17 protein-coding genes and 1 tRNA gene are annotated in these 20435 nt (G+C 71.8%); 5 read left to right on the top strand and 13 right to left on the bottom strand.

Annotated features, from left to right (window positions below):
- The first annotated feature begins 35 nt into the window (after positions 1 to 35).
- Complete coding sequence (locus KBX21_RS03120; RefSeq protein ID WP_017542894.1) at positions 36 to 560, top strand: inorganic diphosphatase; 525 nt, start codon at positions 36 to 38, stop codon at positions 558 to 560.
- A gap of 67 nt (positions 561 to 627) precedes the next feature.
- On the opposite strand, the gene KBX21_RS03115 is transcribed toward KBX21_RS03120, so the two are convergent.
- Positions 628 to 1221 (bottom strand): RNA polymerase sigma factor, encoded by a 594-nt coding sequence (locus KBX21_RS03115; protein WP_210840949.1) that lies wholly within the window; start codon positions 1219 to 1221, stop codon positions 628 to 630.
- A 125-nt stretch (positions 1222 to 1346) separates the two neighbouring features.
- The gene (locus tag KBX21_RS03110; protein WP_049570882.1) at positions 1347 to 1598 is read right to left on the bottom strand and encodes a hypothetical protein; all 252 of its coding nucleotides are present in this window, start codon (positions 1596 to 1598) and stop codon (positions 1347 to 1349) included.
- Between the two features lie 551 nt (positions 1599 to 2149).
- On the opposite strand from KBX21_RS03110, the gene KBX21_RS03105 reads away from it, so the two are divergent.
- Complete coding sequence (locus tag KBX21_RS03105; RefSeq protein ID WP_049570886.1) at positions 2150 to 2710, top strand: hypothetical protein; 561 nt, start codon at positions 2150 to 2152, stop codon at positions 2708 to 2710.
- A 247-nt stretch (positions 2711 to 2957) separates the two neighbouring features.
- Here KBX21_RS03105 and KBX21_RS03100 read toward each other — a convergent pair whose 3' ends face one another.
- Complete coding sequence (locus KBX21_RS03100) at positions 2958 to 3347, bottom strand: hypothetical protein (protein ID WP_199776539.1); 390 nt, start codon at positions 3345 to 3347, stop codon at positions 2958 to 2960.
- 58 nt (positions 3348 to 3405) lie between these two features.
- Positions 3406 to 3621, bottom strand: coding sequence for a hypothetical protein (locus KBX21_RS03095; protein WP_049570891.1), 216 nt, complete (start codon positions 3619 to 3621; stop codon positions 3406 to 3408).
- A gap of 171 nt (positions 3622 to 3792) precedes the next feature.
- Here KBX21_RS03095 and KBX21_RS03090 point away from each other — a divergent pair, with 171 nt between their 5' ends.
- Both KBX21_RS03090 and KBX21_RS03085 read left to right on the top strand, forming a co-directional pair.
- Entirely contained in the window at positions 3793 to 4626 is an 834-nt protein-coding gene (locus tag KBX21_RS03090) for an exonuclease domain-containing protein (RefSeq protein WP_210840948.1), read from the top strand.
- A gap of 70 nt (positions 4627 to 4696) precedes the next feature.
- Entirely contained in the window at positions 4697 to 4852 is a 156-nt protein-coding gene (locus tag KBX21_RS03085; RefSeq protein WP_017542887.1) for a hypothetical protein, read from the top strand.
- 12 nt (positions 4853 to 4864) lie between these two features.
- Here KBX21_RS03085 and KBX21_RS03080 read toward each other — a convergent pair whose 3' ends face one another.
- From KBX21_RS03080 to KBX21_RS03055, 6 genes are all read right to left on the bottom strand, one after another.
- Positions 4865 to 5218 (bottom strand): hypothetical protein, encoded by a 354-nt coding sequence (locus KBX21_RS03080; RefSeq protein WP_049570898.1) that lies wholly within the window; start codon positions 5216 to 5218, stop codon positions 4865 to 4867.
- Positions 5219 to 5277: 59 nt separating this feature from the next.
- Positions 5278 to 8649, bottom strand: a complete 3372-nt coding sequence (locus KBX21_RS03075) for a right-handed parallel beta-helix repeat-containing protein (protein WP_210840947.1) — start codon at positions 8647 to 8649, stop codon at positions 5278 to 5280.
- A gap of 141 nt (positions 8650 to 8790) precedes the next feature.
- Positions 8791 to 8937, bottom strand: coding sequence for a hypothetical protein (locus tag KBX21_RS03070; protein WP_156208057.1), 147 nt, complete (start codon positions 8935 to 8937; stop codon positions 8791 to 8793).
- A gap of 399 nt (positions 8938 to 9336) precedes the next feature.
- Positions 9337 to 9412 (bottom strand) — tRNA-Thr (locus tag KBX21_RS03065).
- Between the two features lie 75 nt (positions 9413 to 9487).
- Complete coding sequence (locus KBX21_RS03060; RefSeq protein WP_210841026.1) at positions 9488 to 11032, bottom strand: alpha/beta hydrolase; 1545 nt, start codon at positions 11030 to 11032, stop codon at positions 9488 to 9490.
- Positions 11033 to 11191: 159 nt separating this feature from the next.
- Positions 11192 to 12364: a DNA polymerase III subunit delta' gene (locus KBX21_RS03055; protein ID WP_049570907.1), complete on the bottom strand. Its 1173-nt coding sequence runs from the start codon at positions 12362 to 12364 to the stop codon at positions 11192 to 11194.
- Positions 12365 to 12548: 184 nt separating this feature from the next.
- Here KBX21_RS03055 and KBX21_RS03050 point away from each other — a divergent pair, with 184 nt between their 5' ends.
- On the top strand, positions 12549 to 13076 hold the full coding sequence (locus KBX21_RS03050) for a pyridoxamine 5'-phosphate oxidase family protein (RefSeq protein WP_307869139.1): 528 nt from the start codon (positions 12549 to 12551) through the stop codon (positions 13074 to 13076).
- Positions 13077 to 13169: 93 nt separating this feature from the next.
- Here KBX21_RS03050 and tmk read toward each other — a convergent pair whose 3' ends face one another.
- The 3 genes from tmk to KBX21_RS03035 form a co-directional block, all read right to left on the bottom strand.
- Positions 13170 to 15278, bottom strand: coding sequence for a dTMP kinase (tmk, locus tag KBX21_RS03045; RefSeq protein WP_049570910.1), 2109 nt, complete (start codon positions 15276 to 15278; stop codon positions 13170 to 13172).
- A gap of 274 nt (positions 15279 to 15552) precedes the next feature.
- Complete coding sequence (topA, locus tag KBX21_RS03040; RefSeq protein ID WP_049570913.1) at positions 15553 to 18399, bottom strand: type I DNA topoisomerase; 2847 nt, start codon at positions 18397 to 18399, stop codon at positions 15553 to 15555.
- A gap of 717 nt (positions 18400 to 19116) precedes the next feature.
- Positions 19117 to 20424: a hypothetical protein gene (locus tag KBX21_RS03035; protein ID WP_210840945.1), complete on the bottom strand. Its 1308-nt coding sequence runs from the start codon at positions 20422 to 20424 to the stop codon at positions 19117 to 19119.
- Between the last annotated feature and the right edge of the window lie 11 nt (positions 20425 to 20435).

Raw genomic sequence — 20435 nt, 5'->3', positions numbered from 1 at the left:
CGGCGACATTAGTCGCATTGGGAGCCGAGATCAGCATGGAATTCGACGTTACGATCGAGATCCCCAAGGGGGAGCGCAACAAGTACGAGGTGGACCACGAGACCGGTCGTATCCGTCTCGACCGCATGCTGTTCACCTCCACCACCTACCCCGCCGACTACGGCTTCGTCGAGGGGACGCTCGGCGAGGACGGCGACCCCCTGGACGCCCTTGTCCTGCTCAAGGCCCCGACGTTCCCGGGCTGCCTGATCCGTGCGCGCGCGATCGGCATGTTCCGGATGCGCGACGAGGCGGGCGGCGACGACAAGCTGCTGTGCGTTCCGGCGACGGACCCGCGCCAGGAGCACCTGCGTGACATTCACCACGTGAACGAGTTCGAGCGCCTCGAGATCGAGCACTTCTTCACCGTTTACAAGGACCTGGAGCCCGGCAAGTCCGTCGAGGGCGCCAGCTGGGTCGGCCGCCACGAGGCCGAGCAGGAGATCATCGCTTCGGTGAAGCGCGCGGAGGAAGCCGGTGCGCACGGCGACTCCTCGCACATCACCAACGAGGACCAGTAACCGGGGTTGCCGGTGTCGGCGCCAGGCCCGGTCGGGGTTTCCCGCCGGGCCTTCGCCGTGCCCGGGGTCAGGAGGCCCCGGCGATCTGGGGTTCGCCCGTGCCCAGTTCACGGCCGGGGTCGCGGGTCAGCGCGTACCCGGCCAGGACGAGCACCAGCAGCGCGCACAGCAGGGCGATGACGAAGGACAACTGGGGCAGCGGCCCGTCCGCGAGGGGCCCGTGGCCGGGAGGCAACGGGAAGCCGTCGCGGTCGAAGCGGTCGGCCCGGGCGGCGACGTGTGTGCGGTACCCGGCCAGTTCCGGTCTGCCGATGCCGTTGAGGACCCGCGCCCGGACCAGGTCCGCCCTCGCGGGCAGGGCCAGGGGGTGGGCGTCCCAGGCCCGGTGCGCCTGGTGGCTTCCCAGGTAGCGGGAGCACTCGGCCTCCGTCAGGGCGTGCAGCCACTCCCTGAACCGCTCGACGTTCGGCAGGCGTCCGATGTGTGCGCGGGCGACGATCAGGGTGTCCCTGAGGACGACGTGCGCGGCGTCCCGGTCGCGAAGGACCAGGATGCAACGCCGGTACAGCTCGTCTCCGTAGGCGTCGAGGAGTCTCGCGTAGGCGTCCGCCGTGTCGCCCCGGTCGAAGCGCAGGGCGTGCAGAAGATCCCGGTCCGTCATAGACCTAGAATCTACGCCGCGCGCGGCGCGGTGACCCACGGCTCGCCGGTGTCGCGACCGTACCGTCGCACACCCGGACCGGCTCCGACCTGCTCGGCGGGCCTTCCCGAGGGGCGAGTGTGACCTCAGTCCGAGGTCCCCCGGGGCGGTTCCGGGGGGTCGTCCCGATCACCGGGAGGTTCCTCCCCCGGATCGACGAACAGGAAGCCCGCGTAACGGGAACGGGCCCACAGCAGCACGTGGGTGAGGGCGGTCAGGAAGGCGACCAGCAGTGCCGCTCCGGGGCCCAGGAAGCCGAGCGCCATCACACCGGCGGCGACCACCACGAGGGCGCGCACCAGTACACGCGCCCACAGGCCCGGTGCCTCCGGGGTCAAGGCTGCCCTCTGGGGACGGACGGCTGCACGGCCACTCCTGTCGCTACGGCTGTACTGGGGGATGGTCTCCGGTTCGACGGACGCGCCGTGTTCTCGGGTTCCACATGTCACCACCACGGGACGCCGCCCGCAACACGTTCCGGGCAGACCGGTAAGTGGTCCGACACGCACGATTCCCGGCGTTCGCTTGACGCGCCACCGACTTTGCTGGTCTCCTTACCTTCATGTATCCGCGCACCCGCACCGACGCCACGGCTCGTACGACCCCCTGGGTCTCCTGCCACCTGGCCCGTGCGGCGTGTCCGTGTTGTCGTCGCTGAGTCGTTGCCGAGGGGTCTGAGTCGACCGACCCCGCCCGACCAGTCCGCGAGCGGCCTCCACCATCCGGTGTGACTGGCCCGCGAGCGAACTCCACCAGGGTGATTGTCCTCTCCGAACGTGCGTTCGGTGTGGCCGCCCCTGCCGCCCCGCACCGTCCGGGGCCCATTGACGACACCCTCGCGGCTCCGGTCACCGAACCCGGCCGCGTACACGTGAAGGATCTTCCCACGATGTCCCAGCAGGCCCTGGCCACGAGCGCCGCCCGTCCCGGAACCACCGAGCCCGCTCCCCGTCCGCGCGCCGCGTCGGTCTCCCTCGACGGGATCGGCGACGTGGTCGACGCCGGACGCGCCTCCGGCTACTCGCACCTGGCGGAACGCCGTCTGCCCACCGTGGGCCAGTTGGTCGCCGCCGCGCGTGGCGCCGCCGAGTCGCTGCGCCGCCCGACCCTGTGGCCGACCCGCAGGGGCCACTGGCAGCCCGCGCCGCGCAGCGCCCGCCGCCACGTGGGCGGCCGGTTCCGGGTGACCACCGTGGCCCTGGAACCGAACAGCTTCGTGCCCGGTCCGGCCCGGCGCCCGGACCGCTCGCACGGCATGGAGGTTCTGCACCTGGTCAGCGGGAGGGCGCACCTGATCACGTCCGGCGCCGACGGCCAGATGCGTTCGGCCGCGGAGTTGGCCACCGGCCGCACCCGCGTGGTGGGCGGCGCCGGGAGCTCCTCCCAGGGCCACCACCACCTGGTGAACACCGGCGACGAGGTCGCCGTCCTGGTCCGGGTGAGCGTCTGACCCTCCCGATCGGCGCACCGGGACGGTGGCGTGTGGTGGGTCCTCCCCCTCCCCCGATGTCGGCGGGAGTGCCCGTCCCGGCCTCGGTGACACCGGCTTCGGGATCGACCGGACGTCCGGGGTTGGTCCGGATGGCGCGGGGGCGCAGACCGCCGCCTCCGGCGGCGACGGGGACCCTGGGCCCGAGGTGGTCCGCGTGTCCGCGGGACGCGCTCCGGACCGTCCGGGGGTGCCGTGCCTCGGAGGTTCACTCATCGCGGCCCCGACCCGGGGCCGCGGCGCGCAGGGCGCCATCCACGGCCTCGACCGCGCGCAGGACCTCGGCGGTGCGCCGCCCCTCGGCGAGGTAGGCGTTCATCACCTGGTCGAGCGCGTGCGGAGGGAGTTGGCCGCGTAGGTCCACGCGGGCCGTGCGGTACCCCTCCCGGGCCGCGTCCAGCGTCGCGGAGACGTACTGGCGCGCCAACCGGGAGAGGGCCACGGGATGACGTCGCAGAACCCCGTGCAGCCGGTAGTCGGCGGGCACGTGGTCGAACAGCCACTCCAGGGCCGTCTGCTCGAAGGAGTCCGACCCGGGTGGGTGCACACTCGCGGGCCAGTCCGATGTCAGGGACTGATCGGGCATACCACACAGCATACCCGCTGTTCGAAAGTATGTTCGATGTCCACGGCCCCGGGATCGCGGAGCCCTCCGATCATTCGGGGGTGTCGGCCTCTTCCTTTTCCTTCTTCTCGGCCGTGCGCCTCTCCAGTTCCACCCGGATGGCCTGCTCGGCCGCGTCCACGGCGGCCCTGGCGGTGATCGCGTTGGTGTGCGCCCGGTCCAGTTCCTCCAGCAGGATGCAGTCGAACGCGACCCGCGCGTCGTGGATGGTCGCTTCCAGCTGACGTGATGCCTCTTCCAGACTCATGCTCCTTCCCTTCCCCAAAATTGGGCACCCGCACACACTCGCCACATGGGCCCCGTCACCCCACAGCCTGGGACGTCCTCCTCCGCGCCTACGATGGTTCCGAATCGCCGCTGTTCACGGCGGTGACGCCGAGGCAGGCACCGGGAGACCGCCCGGTCGGAGAGGGACCCCATGCGCAACCGCTACCCCGGCACCTGTTCCACCTGTTCGGTCCTGGTGGCGACCGGGGAGGGCTCCCTCCTCAGGGTGGATGCCCGCTGGCGCACCTACTGTGTCGGGCACGAACCGCGCCCGGTCCCGCCACCGCGCGGCGAGCACCCCGGCTGGCACACCCTCGACCTGCTCGGGTTCGACACCGAGACCTCGTCGCCGGACCCGGCCACCGCCTTCCTGGTATCGGCCGCCCTGATCGACGGCGACGGCCACCGACGCACGTGGCTGGTCGATCCCGGTGAGAAGGAGATCCCCGCCGGAGCGGTGGCCGTCCACGGCATCAGCACCGAGCGGGCGCGCGCCGAGGGCCGTCCCGCCGTGGAGTGCCTGAGGGAGATCGCCGAGGCGCTCGCCGGACACCTGGGCCGGGGCGGGGGGCTGGTCGTGTTCAACGCGCCCTTCGACCTCACCCTGGTCGACGCCGAGCACCGCAGGCACGGTCTGGGTCCGCTCGCCGAGGCTCTCGGCCGCCCGCCGGAGCCGATCGTGGACCCGCTGGTGATCGACCGCGCCGTGGAGCCCTTCCGGCGTGGCAGGCGCACCCTGGGCGACCTGTGCGCGTACTACGGGGTCCCGCTGACCGACGCGCACACCGCCGGGGGCGACGCCCGGGCCGCGCTGGCCCTGGCATGGGAGATCGGGGCCCGCCACGCCGAGACCGCCGCGCTGACCCTGCCGGAGCTGCACCGGCGCCAGGTGGAGTGGGCCCTGGAGTTCGCCCGCAGGCGGCAGGAGTGGCTGGACCGGGAGAAGCCCGACCACGGAACCGTGATCGACGGCACCTGGCCCTGAGGTGCGGCGCGGCTTTGGAGGTCGGGCCTCGGGGTAGGTCACCGAAAACGCTGACTACCCGGGGGTCCACATGCTCTACCTCGTCCTCGTCCTGCTCGCCGTCTGGCTGATCCTCGCCATCCTCGGAGTGGTGATCAGGGGACTGTTCTGGCTGGCGGTGATCGGCGGTCTGCTGTTCGTCGCGACCGCCGTGTGGGGCTGGCTCCAGAACCGCCGGAGGGTCTGAGGCCCGCCCGGTTCAGGGTTCGAGCGCGGGCCGTTCCTCGCCGCCCAGGCGTCGCACGACCCCGCGCGCACGCACCTCGTCAGCGCCGAGGCGGGTCCGCACCATCCGGACCGCGTCGTCGGTGTGACCCAGCGCGACCAGGTTGCGCACCCGCGCGCGGAGTTCGGCGGGCAGTTCGTCGGGGTGGCCCTGGACCGGGACGTACCCGCCCACGTGCGGGTCGGGCCCGACCCTCGGGGGCGGTTCGGGCTCCGCCACCGTCATGGGCGGGTCCATGTGGGCGAGGACGCGGCGCAGGGCGTAGGAGCCACCGCCGAGGACGACCACGGCACCCATCAGGGCGAACAGCATGAACATCAGACTCATAACGCCCACTTACCCATACTTCGGACACAGCAGGCGCATCACCCCCACACGCTGAGTAATCATTCCCCCAAGTCGGGTCCCCCGTCGGGAAGGTCCTCCGGCAGCAGGGTCCGGAGCTGGTCCACGTCGGGGCTCTCCCCCGACAGCGCCGCCGCCTCGATCCGCCTCGCCTGCCTGGTCAGACCGGCCTCGAACAGCGCGCGCACCCGGTGCCCGCCGCCCTCGGCCAGGCCCCGGGAGTCCACCCCCAGCAGCTCCGACAGCGCACGCCGGGTCGCCTCCGGCACCAGGAGGTCGGCCCGCTCCGCCATCCCGACGAAGATGGCCGCCAGCTCCTCCCTGTCGTAGGAGGAGAACTCCAGGGTCCGCGAGAGCCGCGCCGCCAGGCCGGGGTGGTCCGCGAGGAACCCGGTCGTCTCCCGGGCCCGGCCGGACACGACCACCACGACCTCGTCCCGGTGCTCCTCCATGAGCCGCAGCAGGGTGTCGACCACCTCCTGTCCGACCCCGCGACCTCCGGTGAAGTCCCTGTTCAGCACCTCGGCGTCGGACAGGAGCAGCAGGCCCCCGCGCGCCCGCTCGAACAGTTCGCGAGTGCGCAGCGCGACCCTCCCGGGTCCCCGCTGTCCCGGCGGCCCCACCAGGCTCCCCGGCGAGGCCTCCACCACGTGCCCACGGGGCAGGACCCCCACGGCCGCCAGCAGCTCCCCGTAGAGCCGCGCCACCGTGCCCTTCCCGGTTCCCGGCGGCCCCAGGAACACCAGGTGCCGGGCGGCCGGGGGCCGGTCGCCCTCCGAACGGGCCCGGCACAGGAGGTCTGTCAGCCCCTTCACCTGGCGCTTGACCTCTCCGAGCCCCACCATGCCGTCCAGGCTCGCCAGCAGGGCGTTCACCCGGACCCCGTCCACCGCCTCGGTGGCCGTGGCCCGGCCCTCGGCCACCACACCCCCGAGGTCGTCGGTCCGGATCCGGGTGAGGTCCGCGACGGTCTGGTACCCACCCGCCGTGATGCGTTCGGCCTGGACCCGGAGCACCTCCTCGAACACGGCTCGCGCCTCCCGGCCGTGACCGAAGGAACCCTCCGCGATCCGCCCCCGGAAGTGCCGGAGCAGGAGGTCGCGCGCCCCCTCACCCAGGGTGTAGCCGCGTTCCTCGGCCATGCCCTCGAAGATCCCGCCGAGCTGCTCCGGGGAGTAGCCCTCGAACTCCACGGTGCGCGCCACCCGCGCGCGCAGCTCCGGGTTCGCGTCCAGGAGCGCCCGCATCCCGTTGGTGGGCCCGGACAGAACCACCACCACCTCGTCGCGGAGCTCCTCCATGAGCCCGGACAGGGTGTCGACCGCCTCCTGCCCCGAACCGTCGCCCCGGGACAGCGCGTACGCCTCCGCCACGAACAGCACGCCGCCCCGGGCCCGCTCCACCAGGTCCGCCGTCCTCTGGGCGCTGCCGACCCCGCGGTCGGCCACCAGGTCGTCCCGTGAGGCCGTCACGAACTGTCCCTGGCTGAGCAGGCCGAGCGAGCGCAGGATCTCCCCGTAGAGTCGGGCCACGGTCGCCCTGCCCGACCCGGAGGGCCCGGAGAGCACCAGGTGGCGGCTGACGTTGAGCGGCGGGAACCCCGCCTCCATACGCTTGGCGCTCACCGTCTGGATGTTGACGAGGGCGCGGACCTCCTTCTTCACACGGTCCAGCCCCACCAACCCCTCCAGTTCGGCCAGCAGGGTCTCCAGCGGGCGGGCCCGGTCCCGCACGGTCGCGTCACCGGACTCCTGCGCCGCCGTCCCGCCCTCGTCGGGACGGGCCGCCCCCGTCCCCGCGACCCGGGCGGCCGCCCGGTCGCCGTTCCCGCCCTGGTTGGCGTCCCCGCCCCGGTTGCCGCTGAAGGTGGTCTCCTCCAGGTACACCGACGAGCTGTCGGCGGCCCACAGGCCCTCCTCGTCGTTGCCGGTCACGGTGCACCGCACCAACCGAACCCGGCCGCCCTCCTCCACCATGACCCCGTCCCCGCGCCCGTCCCGGATGGAGGTGTCCTCCAGGGCGGCCACGCCGCCCTCCCCCACCCGGATCCCGCGCTCCCCGCTGCCGGACAGAGTGGAGGAGCGCACCGTGACGTGCCCGCCCTGGACGTAGACGGCGTCCTCACCGCAGTCGGAGAGGTCGGCCTGGTGGAGCTGCACCTCGGTGCCGTCGAGGATGTTGAGCCCGTCCTCGCGGGCGTCCCGCAGCACCATGCCGCGCACCGTCAGGGTGGCGTCCTCACGGCTGTGGATGCCCGAGCCCACGTCGTGGCCGACGATGTCCTCGAAGTAGCCACGGCCGCCCACCACGATCGCCATCGGTCCGTGCCAGCGGCTGACCCTGAGGTCGCTCACCTCGAACCGGGAGCGGACCGAGGCGATGGCGCCGCGCTCCTCCACTCCGCTCTCCGCGACGGACATCCCGGAGACGGTGACCCGGGCGCCGTCCGCGATGAGCAGGGCGGCCTTGCCGATCCGGGTGCACCGCAGGTCGGTGACGTCGGCCTGGCCGCCGTCCACGAGTACCGCGTCCGTGGCGGTGCCGTCCACCGTCAGCCCCTCGACGGTGAGTTTGCCGCCCTCGATCGCCACCCCGGTCCGGGTGGCGTCGGTGATCTCGCAGTCGTTCAGGGTGGCCTCGGAGTCGCCGTGGACGAAGAACGCGTCGGTGTCCTCCTTGCGGGCGCCCTCCACCACCATGCGGGTGAAGGTGGCCCTGGAGCGCTCGTAGACCCGCACCGGCCAGTCGTAGGAGCCCGTGACCCGGAGGTCGGTGAACTCCGCCCGCGCCCGGTCCCGCACGTACACCCCGCCGCCGTCGACCAGCGCGCAGTCGGTGAACTCCGGGGACGCGTTGGCCACGTACAGGGTGTGCCAGTCGTCGTGGGCGCCCGTGAAGACCGTCCCGCTGATCTTCGGGCTGCACCTGCCCTGGACGGCGATCACCGCCCCGGCGAAGTAGCACTCGCTGACACTGCCCTCACTGCCGTCCCAGAGCAGCCCGCTGTCCTCGAACCGGCAGCCGACGACCTCCGCGCGGGCGCCCACCACGTTGACCCGCCGTGGCGCGGTGAAGACGCAGTCCACCGCCTTGAGCCGGGCGTCCTTTTGCACGTACAGCGGCGGGTACTCCTCCGAGGTGCTCCGCACGGAGATCCCGTGGAGCTCCAGGCTGCCGCCCTCGTGCACGTTGAACACGTTGGTCTCGCCGGTGGCGACCACCGTCACGGTCCCGGCACCCTCCTCGGGTGTCACGACCACCCGTCCCCGCACGCCGATCACCAACGGCTCCACGTACTCACCCGGTGCGACGCGCAGGTGCAGGTCCGCCCCGGCGTAACGGTGTTCCCGGACCGCCTTCCCGAGTGAGGAAGTGGCGGCGGGATCTGTCTTCGAGACGCGGACCGTGATCATCCATCGACTCCCATGGGGGTATCGGCCCCGGCGCCGCGCCGGAGGGTCTGCGATAGGTACCGTATCCACCTGGGAGGCCGGGAACCCGGGACGACGCACAGACCTGTGGCCAGGGTCGGTCAGAAACCCCCGAACCCCAGCTCAGCCGACCCCGCCCGATCGGACGTACTCCCGGGTCACCTCTTCGGTGAGGGAACGTACTCCCGGCCCCCCGCCGCCGTTCTCCTGAAGGGTCACGTCGCAGGTCTCGACCACGGCGTCCGGACGGGCGCGTGCGCCCGTGAGCACGTTCCGGCCTCCCGGATCGCAAAGATTCCAAGGGTCGTGGCGCGGCGACACCAGCCCGACACGGCGGCCGTCCCTGGTCACGTCGGCCTCCAGACCGACCCCTCCTCGGCCACGACCGCGTCCTCCGTACGTTCCGAGGTCACCGAGCCCAACGAGGGGACGGGGCACGCGGGGGCTGGCTGTGGACCCGGGCGGTGGACGTCGAGGGTCTGCCTGCATACAGGGGCGGACGAACGTAGCGCGCGACATCACGGGTCCACCGGAGGGAGCTGCGTCCGGTGATCGCGGAGGGGGCGACGTCATGGGCGGCCTGTTCGCCGAGTAGGCCCCTGGACCCTTTTGGCCAACCGGTTGGCCTCCAACGCGAAACGCCACCCCGGTGTGGGGTGGCGTTCTGGCTGGAGCCGCCTATCGGAATCGAACCGATGACCTATTCATTACGAGTGAATCGCTCTGCCGACTGAGCTAAGGCGGCACATCGCCACGCGGTGCGCGTGGCGAAGCAGAAGCCAGTCTAGCGCCTCCGCCGAGTGGCGCGAACCGGCCCCTGCTATCCGGCCTCGAGGTGGCTGGCGCAGACCAGCCCGTCCTCGGGCACGGTCAGCTCCAGCAGGTACTCGTCGACGACCGTGTCCACGCAGGCGTCACCCATCCGGTAACCGGTGTGGCCGTCGCCGTCGCGGGTCACCAGGAAGCCCGACTCCAGTTGGGCGGCGAGCGCCTCGGACCAGGCGTAGGGGGTCGCGGAGTCACGTGTGGTGCCCACCACCATGATCGGGTCGGCGCCGACGGCGTTGAGCTCCCCGAGCGGAGCGACCGCCTCTTCCGGCCAGAACGCGCAGGTCAGCGCACCCCAGGCCAGCATCGGGCCGAACATCGGCGATTCCTCGGCCGCTTCGGCCGCCGCCTCCGCGTAGGCCTCCACCTCCCGTGGGGCGACCGAGTCCGAGCAGTTCACCGCGGTGAGGGCGGCGGTGGAGTTCTCGTACTCGGCCAGGTCGCCGCGCCCGTAGAGGTCGTCACCGAGCAGCAGCAGGCCGGTGCCGTCGCCCTCCTCCATCGCGTCGGTGAGCGCCTCGCGCACGCGCGGCCACCAGTTCTCCGTGTACAGGGCGGCGAGCACGCCGAGTTCGGCGCGGGCACGGTTGACCTCACGGCCGTCGCCCGTGGAGTTGGTCAGGGGCTGGTCCGCGGCGCCCTCCAGGAAGGTGTCCAGCGCGGCGATGCCCTCGTCGACGCCGCTTCCCCGGGCGCCCAACGGGCAGTCGGGTCTGGTGAGGCAGTCCTCGACGAAGGAGCGCAGCGCCGTCTCGAACCCGGTGGCCTGCTCCACGCTCACACTCAGCTGGTCCTGGCTCGGGTCGACCGCGCCGTCGAGCACGAGTGCCCGCACCCGATCCGGGAACTGCTCGGCGTACTGCGCACCGATGTGGGTCCCGTAGGAGGCGCCGAGGTAGGTGAGTTCCTCGTCCCCGAGCAGGCCGCGCAGCACGTCCATGTCGCGGGCCACGTCGGCGGTGCCGATGTTGCGCATGAGCTCGGGGTCGTTCTCCTCACAGGCCTCGACGAACGCCCGGCTGTTGGCCTCGATCTCGGCCAGTCCCTCGGGGCCGAGATCGGCGAGGTCGTCCGCCCCCTCGCCGTCGCCGTAATCCGTGCCCAGGAACGCGTCGATCCCCTCGGCGTCCAGGCAGGTGAGCGGGGTGCTGCGGCCCACGCCGCGCGGGTCGAACCCGACCACGTCAAAGCTCTCGCGGACCGGCTCGCTGACGGTGTAGGGGGCGTGGTCCACGAAGTCGTGACCGGAGCCGCCGGGACCGCCGGGGTTGACCAGCAGCGATCCGACGACCTCGTCGCCGGTGGCGGGGAGCCGCTTCACGGCGATCTCGATCCGTTCGCCGCCGGGTTCGTCGTAGTCCAGCGGCACCTCGAAGACGGCGCACTCGCTGTCGGGCAGGCCGGTCTCGCACTCCTCCCAGGCCAGTTCCTGCTCGGTGACCTCCACCCGGGCGGCGTTGTCGTCGCCGGTCGCGTCCTCGTCACCACCGCTCGTGCAGCCGGAGACCAGCACAGTCCCGGCGAGCAGCGCCGCCAACGGACCCCGATACCTCGTGCCCACCCGTAACCGCCTTCACTCGAATCCGTGGCCACGCCCGTGGGAACGCGGCTCCGGACGACGCCCGTCCGTGCCCGGCCGCGCCGACGCGTGACCGGACCATTCTCCCGTTCGCCGTGGCCGCCCGCGCCCCGGGTCCTATCCCGCCAGGAGCGCGGAGGTCATGGCCTCCATGGCGATCTGCGGGTGCACGTTGGCCGCGATCCGTCCACGGCAGGTCATGATCGCGTCGATTCTGCGCAGCGTGGACTCGGGGGTGCCGGAACGGGCGATCCGTTCCAGGTCCCCGGAGCGCTCGGCCGTGGACAGCTCCACCGACGCGCCCAACTGGAGGGCGAGCACGTCCCGGTAGAAGGCGGCCAGGTCGAGCAGCGCCCGGTCGTAGGAGTCCCGTTTGATCCGGGTGGCTCTGCGCTTCTGCCGCTCGTCGAGGTCCTTGAGCGCCCCCGCCGCGCCACGGACGGCCTTGGCCACGCCCTTGCCGGTGGAACCCTCGCCGAAGGCCGCCTTGAGCTCGTCCTTCTCCTTCTCGTTCAGGGCCGTGGTGAGCGCCTTGGACTCCTCCTCCGCGATCTCGAACAGGCGCGCGGCCGCGGTGACGCAGGCCCCGAGCCCGTCGAGTCCGGCTGGGACGGACAGGACCTCCTCCCGTCTGCGCCGCGCCTCCGGGTCGGTGGCCAGTTGCCGGGCCCGGTCGACCCTGCCGGCCGCGGCCCTGGCGGCCGCCTCGGCGGCGGTCCTGTCCACCCCGTCGCGCTGGACGAGGGCGTCCACGATCTGACCGGTGCCGGGGGTGGCCAGGGTGACCAGTCGGCAGCGGGAGCGGATGGTGATGAGGAGGTCGTCCGGGGTGGGCGTGCACAGCAGCCAGACCGTGCGCGGTGAGGGTTCCTCCACGGCCTTGAGGAGCGCGTTGGAGGCGGCCTCGGTGGCGCGGTCGGCGTCCTCGAAGAGCACGATCCGGAAGTTCCCGCCGGAGGGCTTGGACCCGGCACGGAGCACGAGGTTACGGGTGGCGGCCACACCGAAGCTCAGGCCGCTGGGCTGCACGTACAGCACGTCCGGGTGGGTTCCGGCCAGCACCTGGTGGCAGGAGTCGCAGTGTCCGCACCCCCCGGCCCGGCACTGGAGGGCGGCGGCGAAGGCGCGCGCCGCCTCCTCCCGACCGGACCCGGGCGGGCCGGTGAACAGCCAGGCGTGGGTCATCCCGGCGCCGCGCCCCCCGGCGAGGAGGTCGGCCGCGCCCGCCACGGCACGCCCCAGCTGCGCGCTCGCCGCCTCCTGGCCGACGAGGTCGTCGAAGACCGTCAAGCTTGCCCCCCGGAGCACATGGAATGTCTGGTTCCAGAATAGGAGCCCCCGCCGACACCGGGACCGTTTTCCACAGGCCCTCCCCAGCGGCGAGGCGCACCGGCGCGTCCCCACCGGCGAGGCGCACCGATGAGTTCGTCTCGCTCAGCGAGTCTGTCCTCGTGAGAGGAAGAAGGTGGTCAACGTGAACGCACCCGCACCCGCGCCCCTGGTCGAGGCCTGCCCGGAGTTCGGCAACCCCGGCGCCGAACCGATCCCCTGGGAACGGACCAGCGCCGTCATGGCCGAGGCACCCCTGTACTGGGTGACGACCGTGCGCCCCGACGGCCGCCCCCACGCGACCCCCCTGCTGGGCGTGTGGGTGGACGGCACCGCGTGCTTTTGCACCGGAAGGGAGGAACGCAAGGCCCTCAACCTGTCCGCGAACCCGCACTGCGCCATGAGCACGGGTGACAACGCGCTGGAGGGCGGCCCGGACGTGGTCGTCGAGGGCACCGGCGCACCCGTGGACGACCCGGCCGCGTTGGACCGGATCGCCAGCGCCTACGAGGAGAAGTACGGTCCCGCCGTCACCGCCGAGGGCGGCACCTGGTTCGGGCTCCCCGACGCGGTGCGCGGTTCCGGGGTCCTGGTCGTCCGGGTCACCCCGGTGAAGGCCTTCGCCTTCGGCAAGGCACCCGTGTTCAGCCAGACCCGGTACACGTTCACCTGAGTCCCGGGGCGGCACCCGCCCCGCGCCAGGTGGCCCCGGACAGCGAAGGGGCCCCTCCCACCAGGGAAGGGGCCCCACACTCGCGAACCGGTCCTACTCGGGACGGATCACCGGGATCATGCCCGTGACCGCCTCGGAGCTGGAGTCGATCGGGTCGGGCAGCAGCGGACGCATCCGGCGCTGGATCTCCCGGGTGATCTTCTCCTGCGGCTCACGGGCGTCGAGCACCAGGTAGCGGTCCGGGTCCTGCTCGGCCAGCTCACGGAAGCCCTTGCGGACCCGCGCGTGGAACTCCACCGACTCCGACTCGATGCGGTCGGCCGGCCCGCCCAGCCGCGACAGCCCGTCCTCGGGACGCACGTCCAGCAGCACCGTCAGGTCCGGGACCAGGTCCTGGGTGGCCCACGAGCTGATCCGGCCGACCTCGTCGACCTCCAGGTCGCGCCCGGCGCCCTGGTAGGCGAGCAGCGAGTCCACGTAGCGGTCGCTGATCACCACGGCGCCCCGGCGCAGCGCGGGCAGAATCTCCTGCTCCACGTGGTCGGCCTTGTCGGCCGCGTAGAGCAGGACCTCGGCGCGGTTGGTGATGTGCGAGTTCTCGCGGTCGAGCAGGATGCCGCGCAGGCGCATGCCGAGCTTGGTGGCGCCCGGCTGACGGGTGCCCACCACCTCGAAGCCCTGGTCGCGCAGCCACACCGTCAGCTCACGCACCTGGGTGGACTTGCCCGCGCCCTCGCCGCCCTCCAGGACGATGAAGGCGCCGGTGATCCGTGCGTCCTCCTCCTGGTCGGCGGTGGGCGTGATCCCGCGCAGGGCCGCGAAGAGTTCGGGGAGCAGACCGGGCCCGGCCTCCGGGTCGTCCCGGTTGACCTGCTGGTGGGCGACGATCGCCCCGACGACGGCGAGCAGGCCCCCCGCCATCAGGACCAGACCGCTGCCGTGCAGGTCGTAGCTGAGCGGGCCGCCGAGCGGGATCACGTGGTCCCCGGCGAAACCGGCGACCAGCGGGGCCAGGACGGCGCCCGCGAGCAGGGCCAGCCTGCCCGTGCCGTGCAGGAGGGCGAACGCGGCGCCCCGCTGCTCCTCCTCGACCTCCACGCCGACCAGGGACGTTCCGGTCACCCACGCCAGACCGGCGCCCGTTCCGAGGACCAGCGCCAGGACGGCGGAGAGCACCATGTCGCCGATGGCCCCGGTGAAGAGCAGGGCCAGGGCCGCCAGGACGACGGCCAGCCCGAGCAGGCGGCGCCTGCTGAACTGCTTGAGGACGCGCGGACCGGAGACGATCCCCAGTCCCAGGCCCAGGAAGAGCGCGGCGACCAGGACACCGAAACCGGCGTTGCCCGCGCCGAGGTTCTCCACGTGCGCCCGGCCCACACCGATCACCAGACCGCCAGCGGCGGCCGTGACGGCCAGCCCGACGACCACGCCCCGCACGAGCGAACCGCCGCCGACCGCGGCGCGGCCGGAGAAGACCGCGTGCAGGACGTTCGCGTCGCGGTTGGGGCTCAGCGACGCCTTGGACACCGCGTGCTTGGGCAGCGGCAGCCCCGCGACGACGATCGCGGCGACGAAGAACGTGAGGGCGTTCAGGTAGAGGGCGACGTCCGCCTCGGGGTTGGCCATGGACGGCACGAGCGCGCCCAGCAGGTTGCTGACCGAGGCCAGAACCGCGAACAGCAGGGCCGCGACGGGGGCGGCGCCGTAGGTCGCCAGAAGGGTCAGCTTGTTGGCCTGACCGAGCATCCGCTTGGGGACGAGGGTCGGGATGGTGGCGTCCCGTGCCGGGGTCCACAGGAGGGCGACGATCTCCGCGAGCAGGCTGGCGATCAGCAGCCACTGCAACGTGAAACCGGAGGACAGCAGGCCGACCACGGGGATCGACACATAGAGGAGGCCCCGCAGGACGTCGCCGCCGACCATCGTCCACCGCCGGTCCAGACGGTCCGCGACGGCCCCGACAAGGGGGCTGAGCAGGACCGCGGGGGCGAGTTTGATGGCGACGACGCCGCTGACGGCGAGGTACTGGACAAGGGGGGAGCCGTCCGCGGTGAAGATGGCCGCGAGGGACACCAACGCCAGCAGGCTCAGCCAGTCACCCAGGCTGGAGAGTGAAAGCGAGATCCACAGCCTTCTGAAGGGTGTTATCGCGAGGACGTTCTGCGCCTCGGCCGGCGCTCCCAGGGGTGCAGATCTGCTCATAGCGCTCAAGATTATCGATGAGGGGGATAGGAACTGACAGGCGTGCTCGCCTGTCCAGGTAATTCGGGGGGAACGTTCGGGGTTCACACACGTTTTCGTGTCCCAATCCGTCCCGCACAGCGTAGTACGGAAGATCATCCCCGAACAGGGTCCCGCGTCGCGTATCCGTCACGTCTCCTCCGGGGCCACACACGCCCCAGGGAACCGTGCAGCCGGAGAACCGCGCGCCCGGGCCTCCCCCGTGAGGGTGCACCCGGGCGCGCGATCGGGGCGGTCAGGACTCGTCGGTGGTCCTCTTCGCCGTCGTCTTCGGCTCGCCGGTCTTCTTGGCCGCGGGCTTCTTCGCCGCCGCCTTCTTGACCGTGGTGGTCGCGGTCTTCTTCGCCGCGGGCTTCTTCGCCGGGGTCTTCTTCGCGGCGGGCTTCTTCGCCGGGGCCTTCTTCTTGGCGGGGGCCTTGGCCCGACGCTCGGCCAGCAGTTCGGCGGCGCGCTCGTCGGTGATCGACTCGACCTCGTCCCCCTTGCGCAGGGAGGCGTTGCTCTCCCCGTCGGTGACGTAGGGACCGAACCGGCCGTCCTTGATCACCATCTTGGCGCCCGACTCCGGGTCCTCACCGAGCTCGCGCAGGGGCGGGGCCGCCGCCCGGCGACCGCGCTGCTTGGGCTGGGCGAAGATCGCCTGGGCCTCCTCCAGGGTGACCGTGAACATCTGTTCCTCGGTCTCCAGGGAGCGGCTGTCGGTGCCCTTCTTCAGGTACGGGCCGAAGCGGCCGTTCTGGGCGGTGACGTCCTCGCCGTCGAGCTGTCCCACCACGCGGGGCAGGGACAGCAGGCGCAGCGCGTCCTCCAGGGTGACCGTGTCCAGGTCCATGTCCTTGAGCAGCGAGCTCGTGCGCGGCTTCACCTTGGCGGCCTTCTTCGCCTTGGGCTTGGTCTCGCCCTCGGGCTCCTCCGGCTCCGGGATGACCTCGGTGACGTAGGGACCGTACCGCCCCGACTTGGCCACGATCATGCGGCCGGTCTCCGGGTCCGTGCCGAGCTCGCGGTCCCCGCTGGGCTGGGCGAAGAGCTCCTCGGCCTTCTCCTCGGTCAGCTCGTCGGGGGCCAGGTCCTCCGGGACGTTCACGCGGACGCCCTCGCGGTCCAGGTAGGGGCCGTAACGCCCCACCCGCAGCACGATGTCGGTGCCGGGCAGCGGGAGGGAGCTGACCTCCTTGGGGTCGATGTCGGAGAGGTGGTCGCCCACCAGCTCCTTGAGCCCCGTCTCCTGGTTGCCCTGGGCGTCCTCGCCACCGAAGTAGAACCGTCGCAGCCACGGCAGGCTCTCGGCCTCGCCCCGGGCGATGTCGTCGAGGCTGTCCTCCAGGCGGGCGGTGAACTCGTAGTCCACCAGGTTCCCGAAGTGGCGCTCCAGCAGCTGCACCACGGCGAAGGCCAGGAAGGACGGCACGAGCGCCGTGCCCTTCTTGAACACGTAGCCGCGGTCCAGGATGGTGCCGATGATCGAGGCGTAGGTGGAGGGGCGGCCGATCTCCCGCTCCTCCAGCTCCTTGACCAGGGTCGCCTCGGTGTAGCGCGCGGGCGGCCGGGTGCTGTGCCCCTCGGCCTCCAGGCTCTGCGCCTTGACCGGGTCGTCCTCGGACATCGCGGGCAGGCGGCGCTCACGGTCGTCGAGGTCGGCGGCCGGGTCGTCGGAGCCCTCCACGTAGGCCTTCAGGAAGCCGTGGAAGGTGATGACCTTGCCGCTGGCGGAGAACTCGGCGACCTCGCCGTTGGAGGAGGTCCCCTCGATCCGCACGGACACGGACTCGCCGACCGCGTCCTTCATCTGGGAGGCGACGGTGCGCTTCCAGATGAGGTCGTACAGGCGCAGCTCGGGTCCGGACAGCGGGGTCTCGTTCGGGGTCCGGAAGGTTTCACCGGCGGGGCGGATGGCCTCGTGGGCCTCCTGCGCGTTCTTGACCTTCTTGGCGTACACGCGCGGCTTGTCCGGCAGGTAGTCGCCGCCGTACAGGCGCCGCACCTGGTTGCGGGCGGCGTTGATCGCGCTGTCCGACAGCGTGGTGCTGTCGGTACGCATGTAGGTGATGTACCCGTTCTCGTACAGCCGCTGGGCGACCTGCATGGTCTGCTTCGCGGACAGGTTGAGCTTGCGGGAGGCCTCCTGCTGGAGGGTGGTCGTACGGAAGGGCGCGTACGGCGAGCGGCGGTAGGGCTTGCGCTCCACCGACTTCACCGCGAAACCGGCCCCGGCCAGGCGCTCGGCCAGGCCGCGGGCCGTGGCCTCGTCCATCTGGCGCACGTCGCGGTCGGAGCGGATGGTGCCCTGGGGGGTGAAGTCACGCCCCGAGGCGATCCGCTTGCCGTCCACGGAGGAGAGCGTCGCCGGGAACGTGGCGGGACCGTCGGGGACCCCGGCCTCAGTTGCGTCGAAGAGCGCCTTGAGGTCCCAGTACTCGGCGGAGGTGAACGCCATGCGCTCGCGTTCGCGCTCGACCACCAGACGGGTCGCGACGGACTGCACGCGGCCAGCCGAGAGCTTCGGCATGACCTTCTTCCACAGCACGGGGGAGACCTCGTAGCCGTAGAGGCGGTCGAGGATGCGGCGTGTCTCCTGAGCGCTGACCAGGCGGGTGTTCAGGTCGCGCGTGTTGTTCGCGGCGTGCTGGATGGCGTCCTTGGTGATCTCGTTGAAGACCATCCGGCGGACGGGGATCTTGGGATTGAGTTCCTCGCGCAGGTGCCAGGCGATGGCCTCACCCTCGCGGTCCTCATCTGTGGCCAGCAGGAGCTCGTCGGCGTCCGCCATCAGCTCCTTGAGCTTCTTGACGTGCGCCTTCTTGTCGGAGTTGACGACATAGAGCGGTTCGAAGTCGCTGTCCACGTCCACACCGAGCCGCGCCCAGGGCTGCCCCCGGTACTTGGTGGGGATCTCCGCGGCCTTGGTGGGCAGGTCACGGATGTGACCGATGCTGGACTCGACGACGTAGCCGCGCCCCAGGTACCCGGCGATGGTCTTCGCCTTGGCTGGTGACTCGACGATGACGAGGGCGGTACCCGCCCCCTGGCTTGCGTTGTCCTTCGAGCCGTTCTTGCCGGCGCTGCCCTTCGTGGGTGGCACGCTGTTTCCCCTACGTCTAGCCTTACGTGTTCTGTCGGCCGCGGTCCTTCGGGTCCCGTGGGAACCGACAGTAACCGAACTACGGGCTCTCCCCCGTCGGTGAGCGGGCCTGGCCCCTCATTGGGGGCTCACCCTCCACGGACGTCGGGCCCTCTCCCACCGGCACCCGCAGAATAAGCGCAACCCGAGCCGGTACCGGCCCGTAACCTGCGCTACCGGCCGTGGCGCCGCTCTCCCCCGAACCTTTTCCTGCTCGGGAGAGCACCTGGAACACCCCGAGAAAGTGACTTGCATCACACTTCGGGGTGTCAGGGTGTCTCCGCCTCCAGAATGCGGCGAGTCCTCCCGGATATTCCCGGGAGGACTCGGCTCACGTCCTGAGCTCGGCGGTCGTCACCCCCACCCTCCCGCAGTCCACCGCGTTCCATAACGGAACGGGAGCGCGGAGGCGACTCACCACCACTTCACTTCGGACGTGCACGGCACCTCACTCGGTGCCGGTCGCGGGGACACTGTCCCGACCCACCGCCGCCGCCGTGCCCGGGGAGTTCCGGCTTCCCGCAGTCCACCGCGTTCCATAACGGAACGGGAGGCCGCACTCCCCTGGTCCGGCGGGTGGCCGTGAACGGGCACACCCCCCACTCAGGTCCTGCGGACCGCGTCCGGAGGGACGCCCGGAGGCGTCCGCCGCACGGATCCTGGAACCCGTTCTGTCAGCTACAGGCCGATGCCGGCGGCGCCCAGCAGGTCACCGACCGGGTCGACGGCCGGGATCTCGGAGGCCTTGGGCAGCTCGGAGGCGCGCTCCGGGGCGTGCTCCTGCACCGACTGCGCGGCGGTCTCGCTCAGGTCGTAGCCGACGGGCAGCATCTCGGAGACGGGCACCTCGGGCAGGCGGTCGACGACCGGGACGCTGCTCAGGGCCGAGGACTGCGGCTCGGTCTCCGCGCTCTGGTGCACGACCTTGGAGTCGGCGTCGGTGGCGCTGGCGCCCGCGACACCCGCGACGGCGGCCACGGCGTTGCCCGCGACGTTCACCGGGACGTCGGCGTCGGCGACCAGCTGGTTGCCGCCGAGCACGGAGCCGTTGCCGGAGGTCGCGATGTCGCGCTGGGCCTCCTTGACGACCGCGTCGCTGTCAGTGGCGGCCGCCCCCGCGACACCGCCGACCGCACCGATCGCGTTGCCCGCGACGTTCACGGGGACGTCCAGGTCCACGACGGCCTGGTTGCCGCCGAGCACGGAGCCGTTGCCGGAGGTGGCGATCGACTGGTGCTCGCGGACCGGGGCGGACTGACGCAGGATGCCCGCGTCGATGCCGGAGGTGTCGGGCAGGATCTGCGCGTTGCTCACGGCCTCGCTGACCAGGTCGGTCGCGGTGATCGGAGCGGACTGGTGCTCGACGCGGGGGGCCTCGTGGCTCTGACGGACGATCGCGTCCGCGTCCGTGGCCGCGGCACCGGCGACGCCGCCGACGGCGCCGATCGCGTTGCCGGAGATGTTCACCGGGACGTCCAGGTCACCGACGATCTGGTTGCCGCCGATGAGGGAGCCGTTGCCGGAGGTGGCGATGTCGGGCTCACCGTGCTTGTGGCCGTGCTTGTGACCGTGCCCGTGGTGGAGGACCTTGGAGTCGCTGCCGGTGCTGGAGGCACCGGCGACGCCGCCGACGGCGCCGATCGCGTTGCCGGTGACGTTGACGGGGATGTCACCGTCGACGACCAGCTGGTTGCCGCCCAGGATCGAGCCGTTGCCCGAGGTGTGCACCTCGTTGTGGTGGTGGTCGATCACCTTGGCGTCGGAGCCCGTGCTGGATGCACCGGCGATACCGGCGACGGCGCCCACGGCGTTCCCGGTCAGGTTGACGGGGACGTCCGCGTCGACGACGGCCTGGTTGCCGCCGAGAACCGAGCCGTTGCCGCTGGTGGCGACATCGCTGTCGGCGAAGGCCACGCCGGTGCCCAGAGCAACGAAGCCGGCCGCCATGAGCACGGACTTCGCGGAGGTGCTGGCCCACTTACGCATGTGGGAAGTCC

Origin of the sequence: Nocardiopsis sp. B62 (assembly GCF_018070675.1) — a bacterium.
Lineage (GTDB): Bacteria > Actinomycetota > Actinomycetes > Streptosporangiales > Streptosporangiaceae > Nocardiopsis > Nocardiopsis prasina.
The sequence above is the reverse complement of the archived record's forward strand: the minus strand, read 5'-3'. Positions and strand labels throughout refer to the sequence as shown.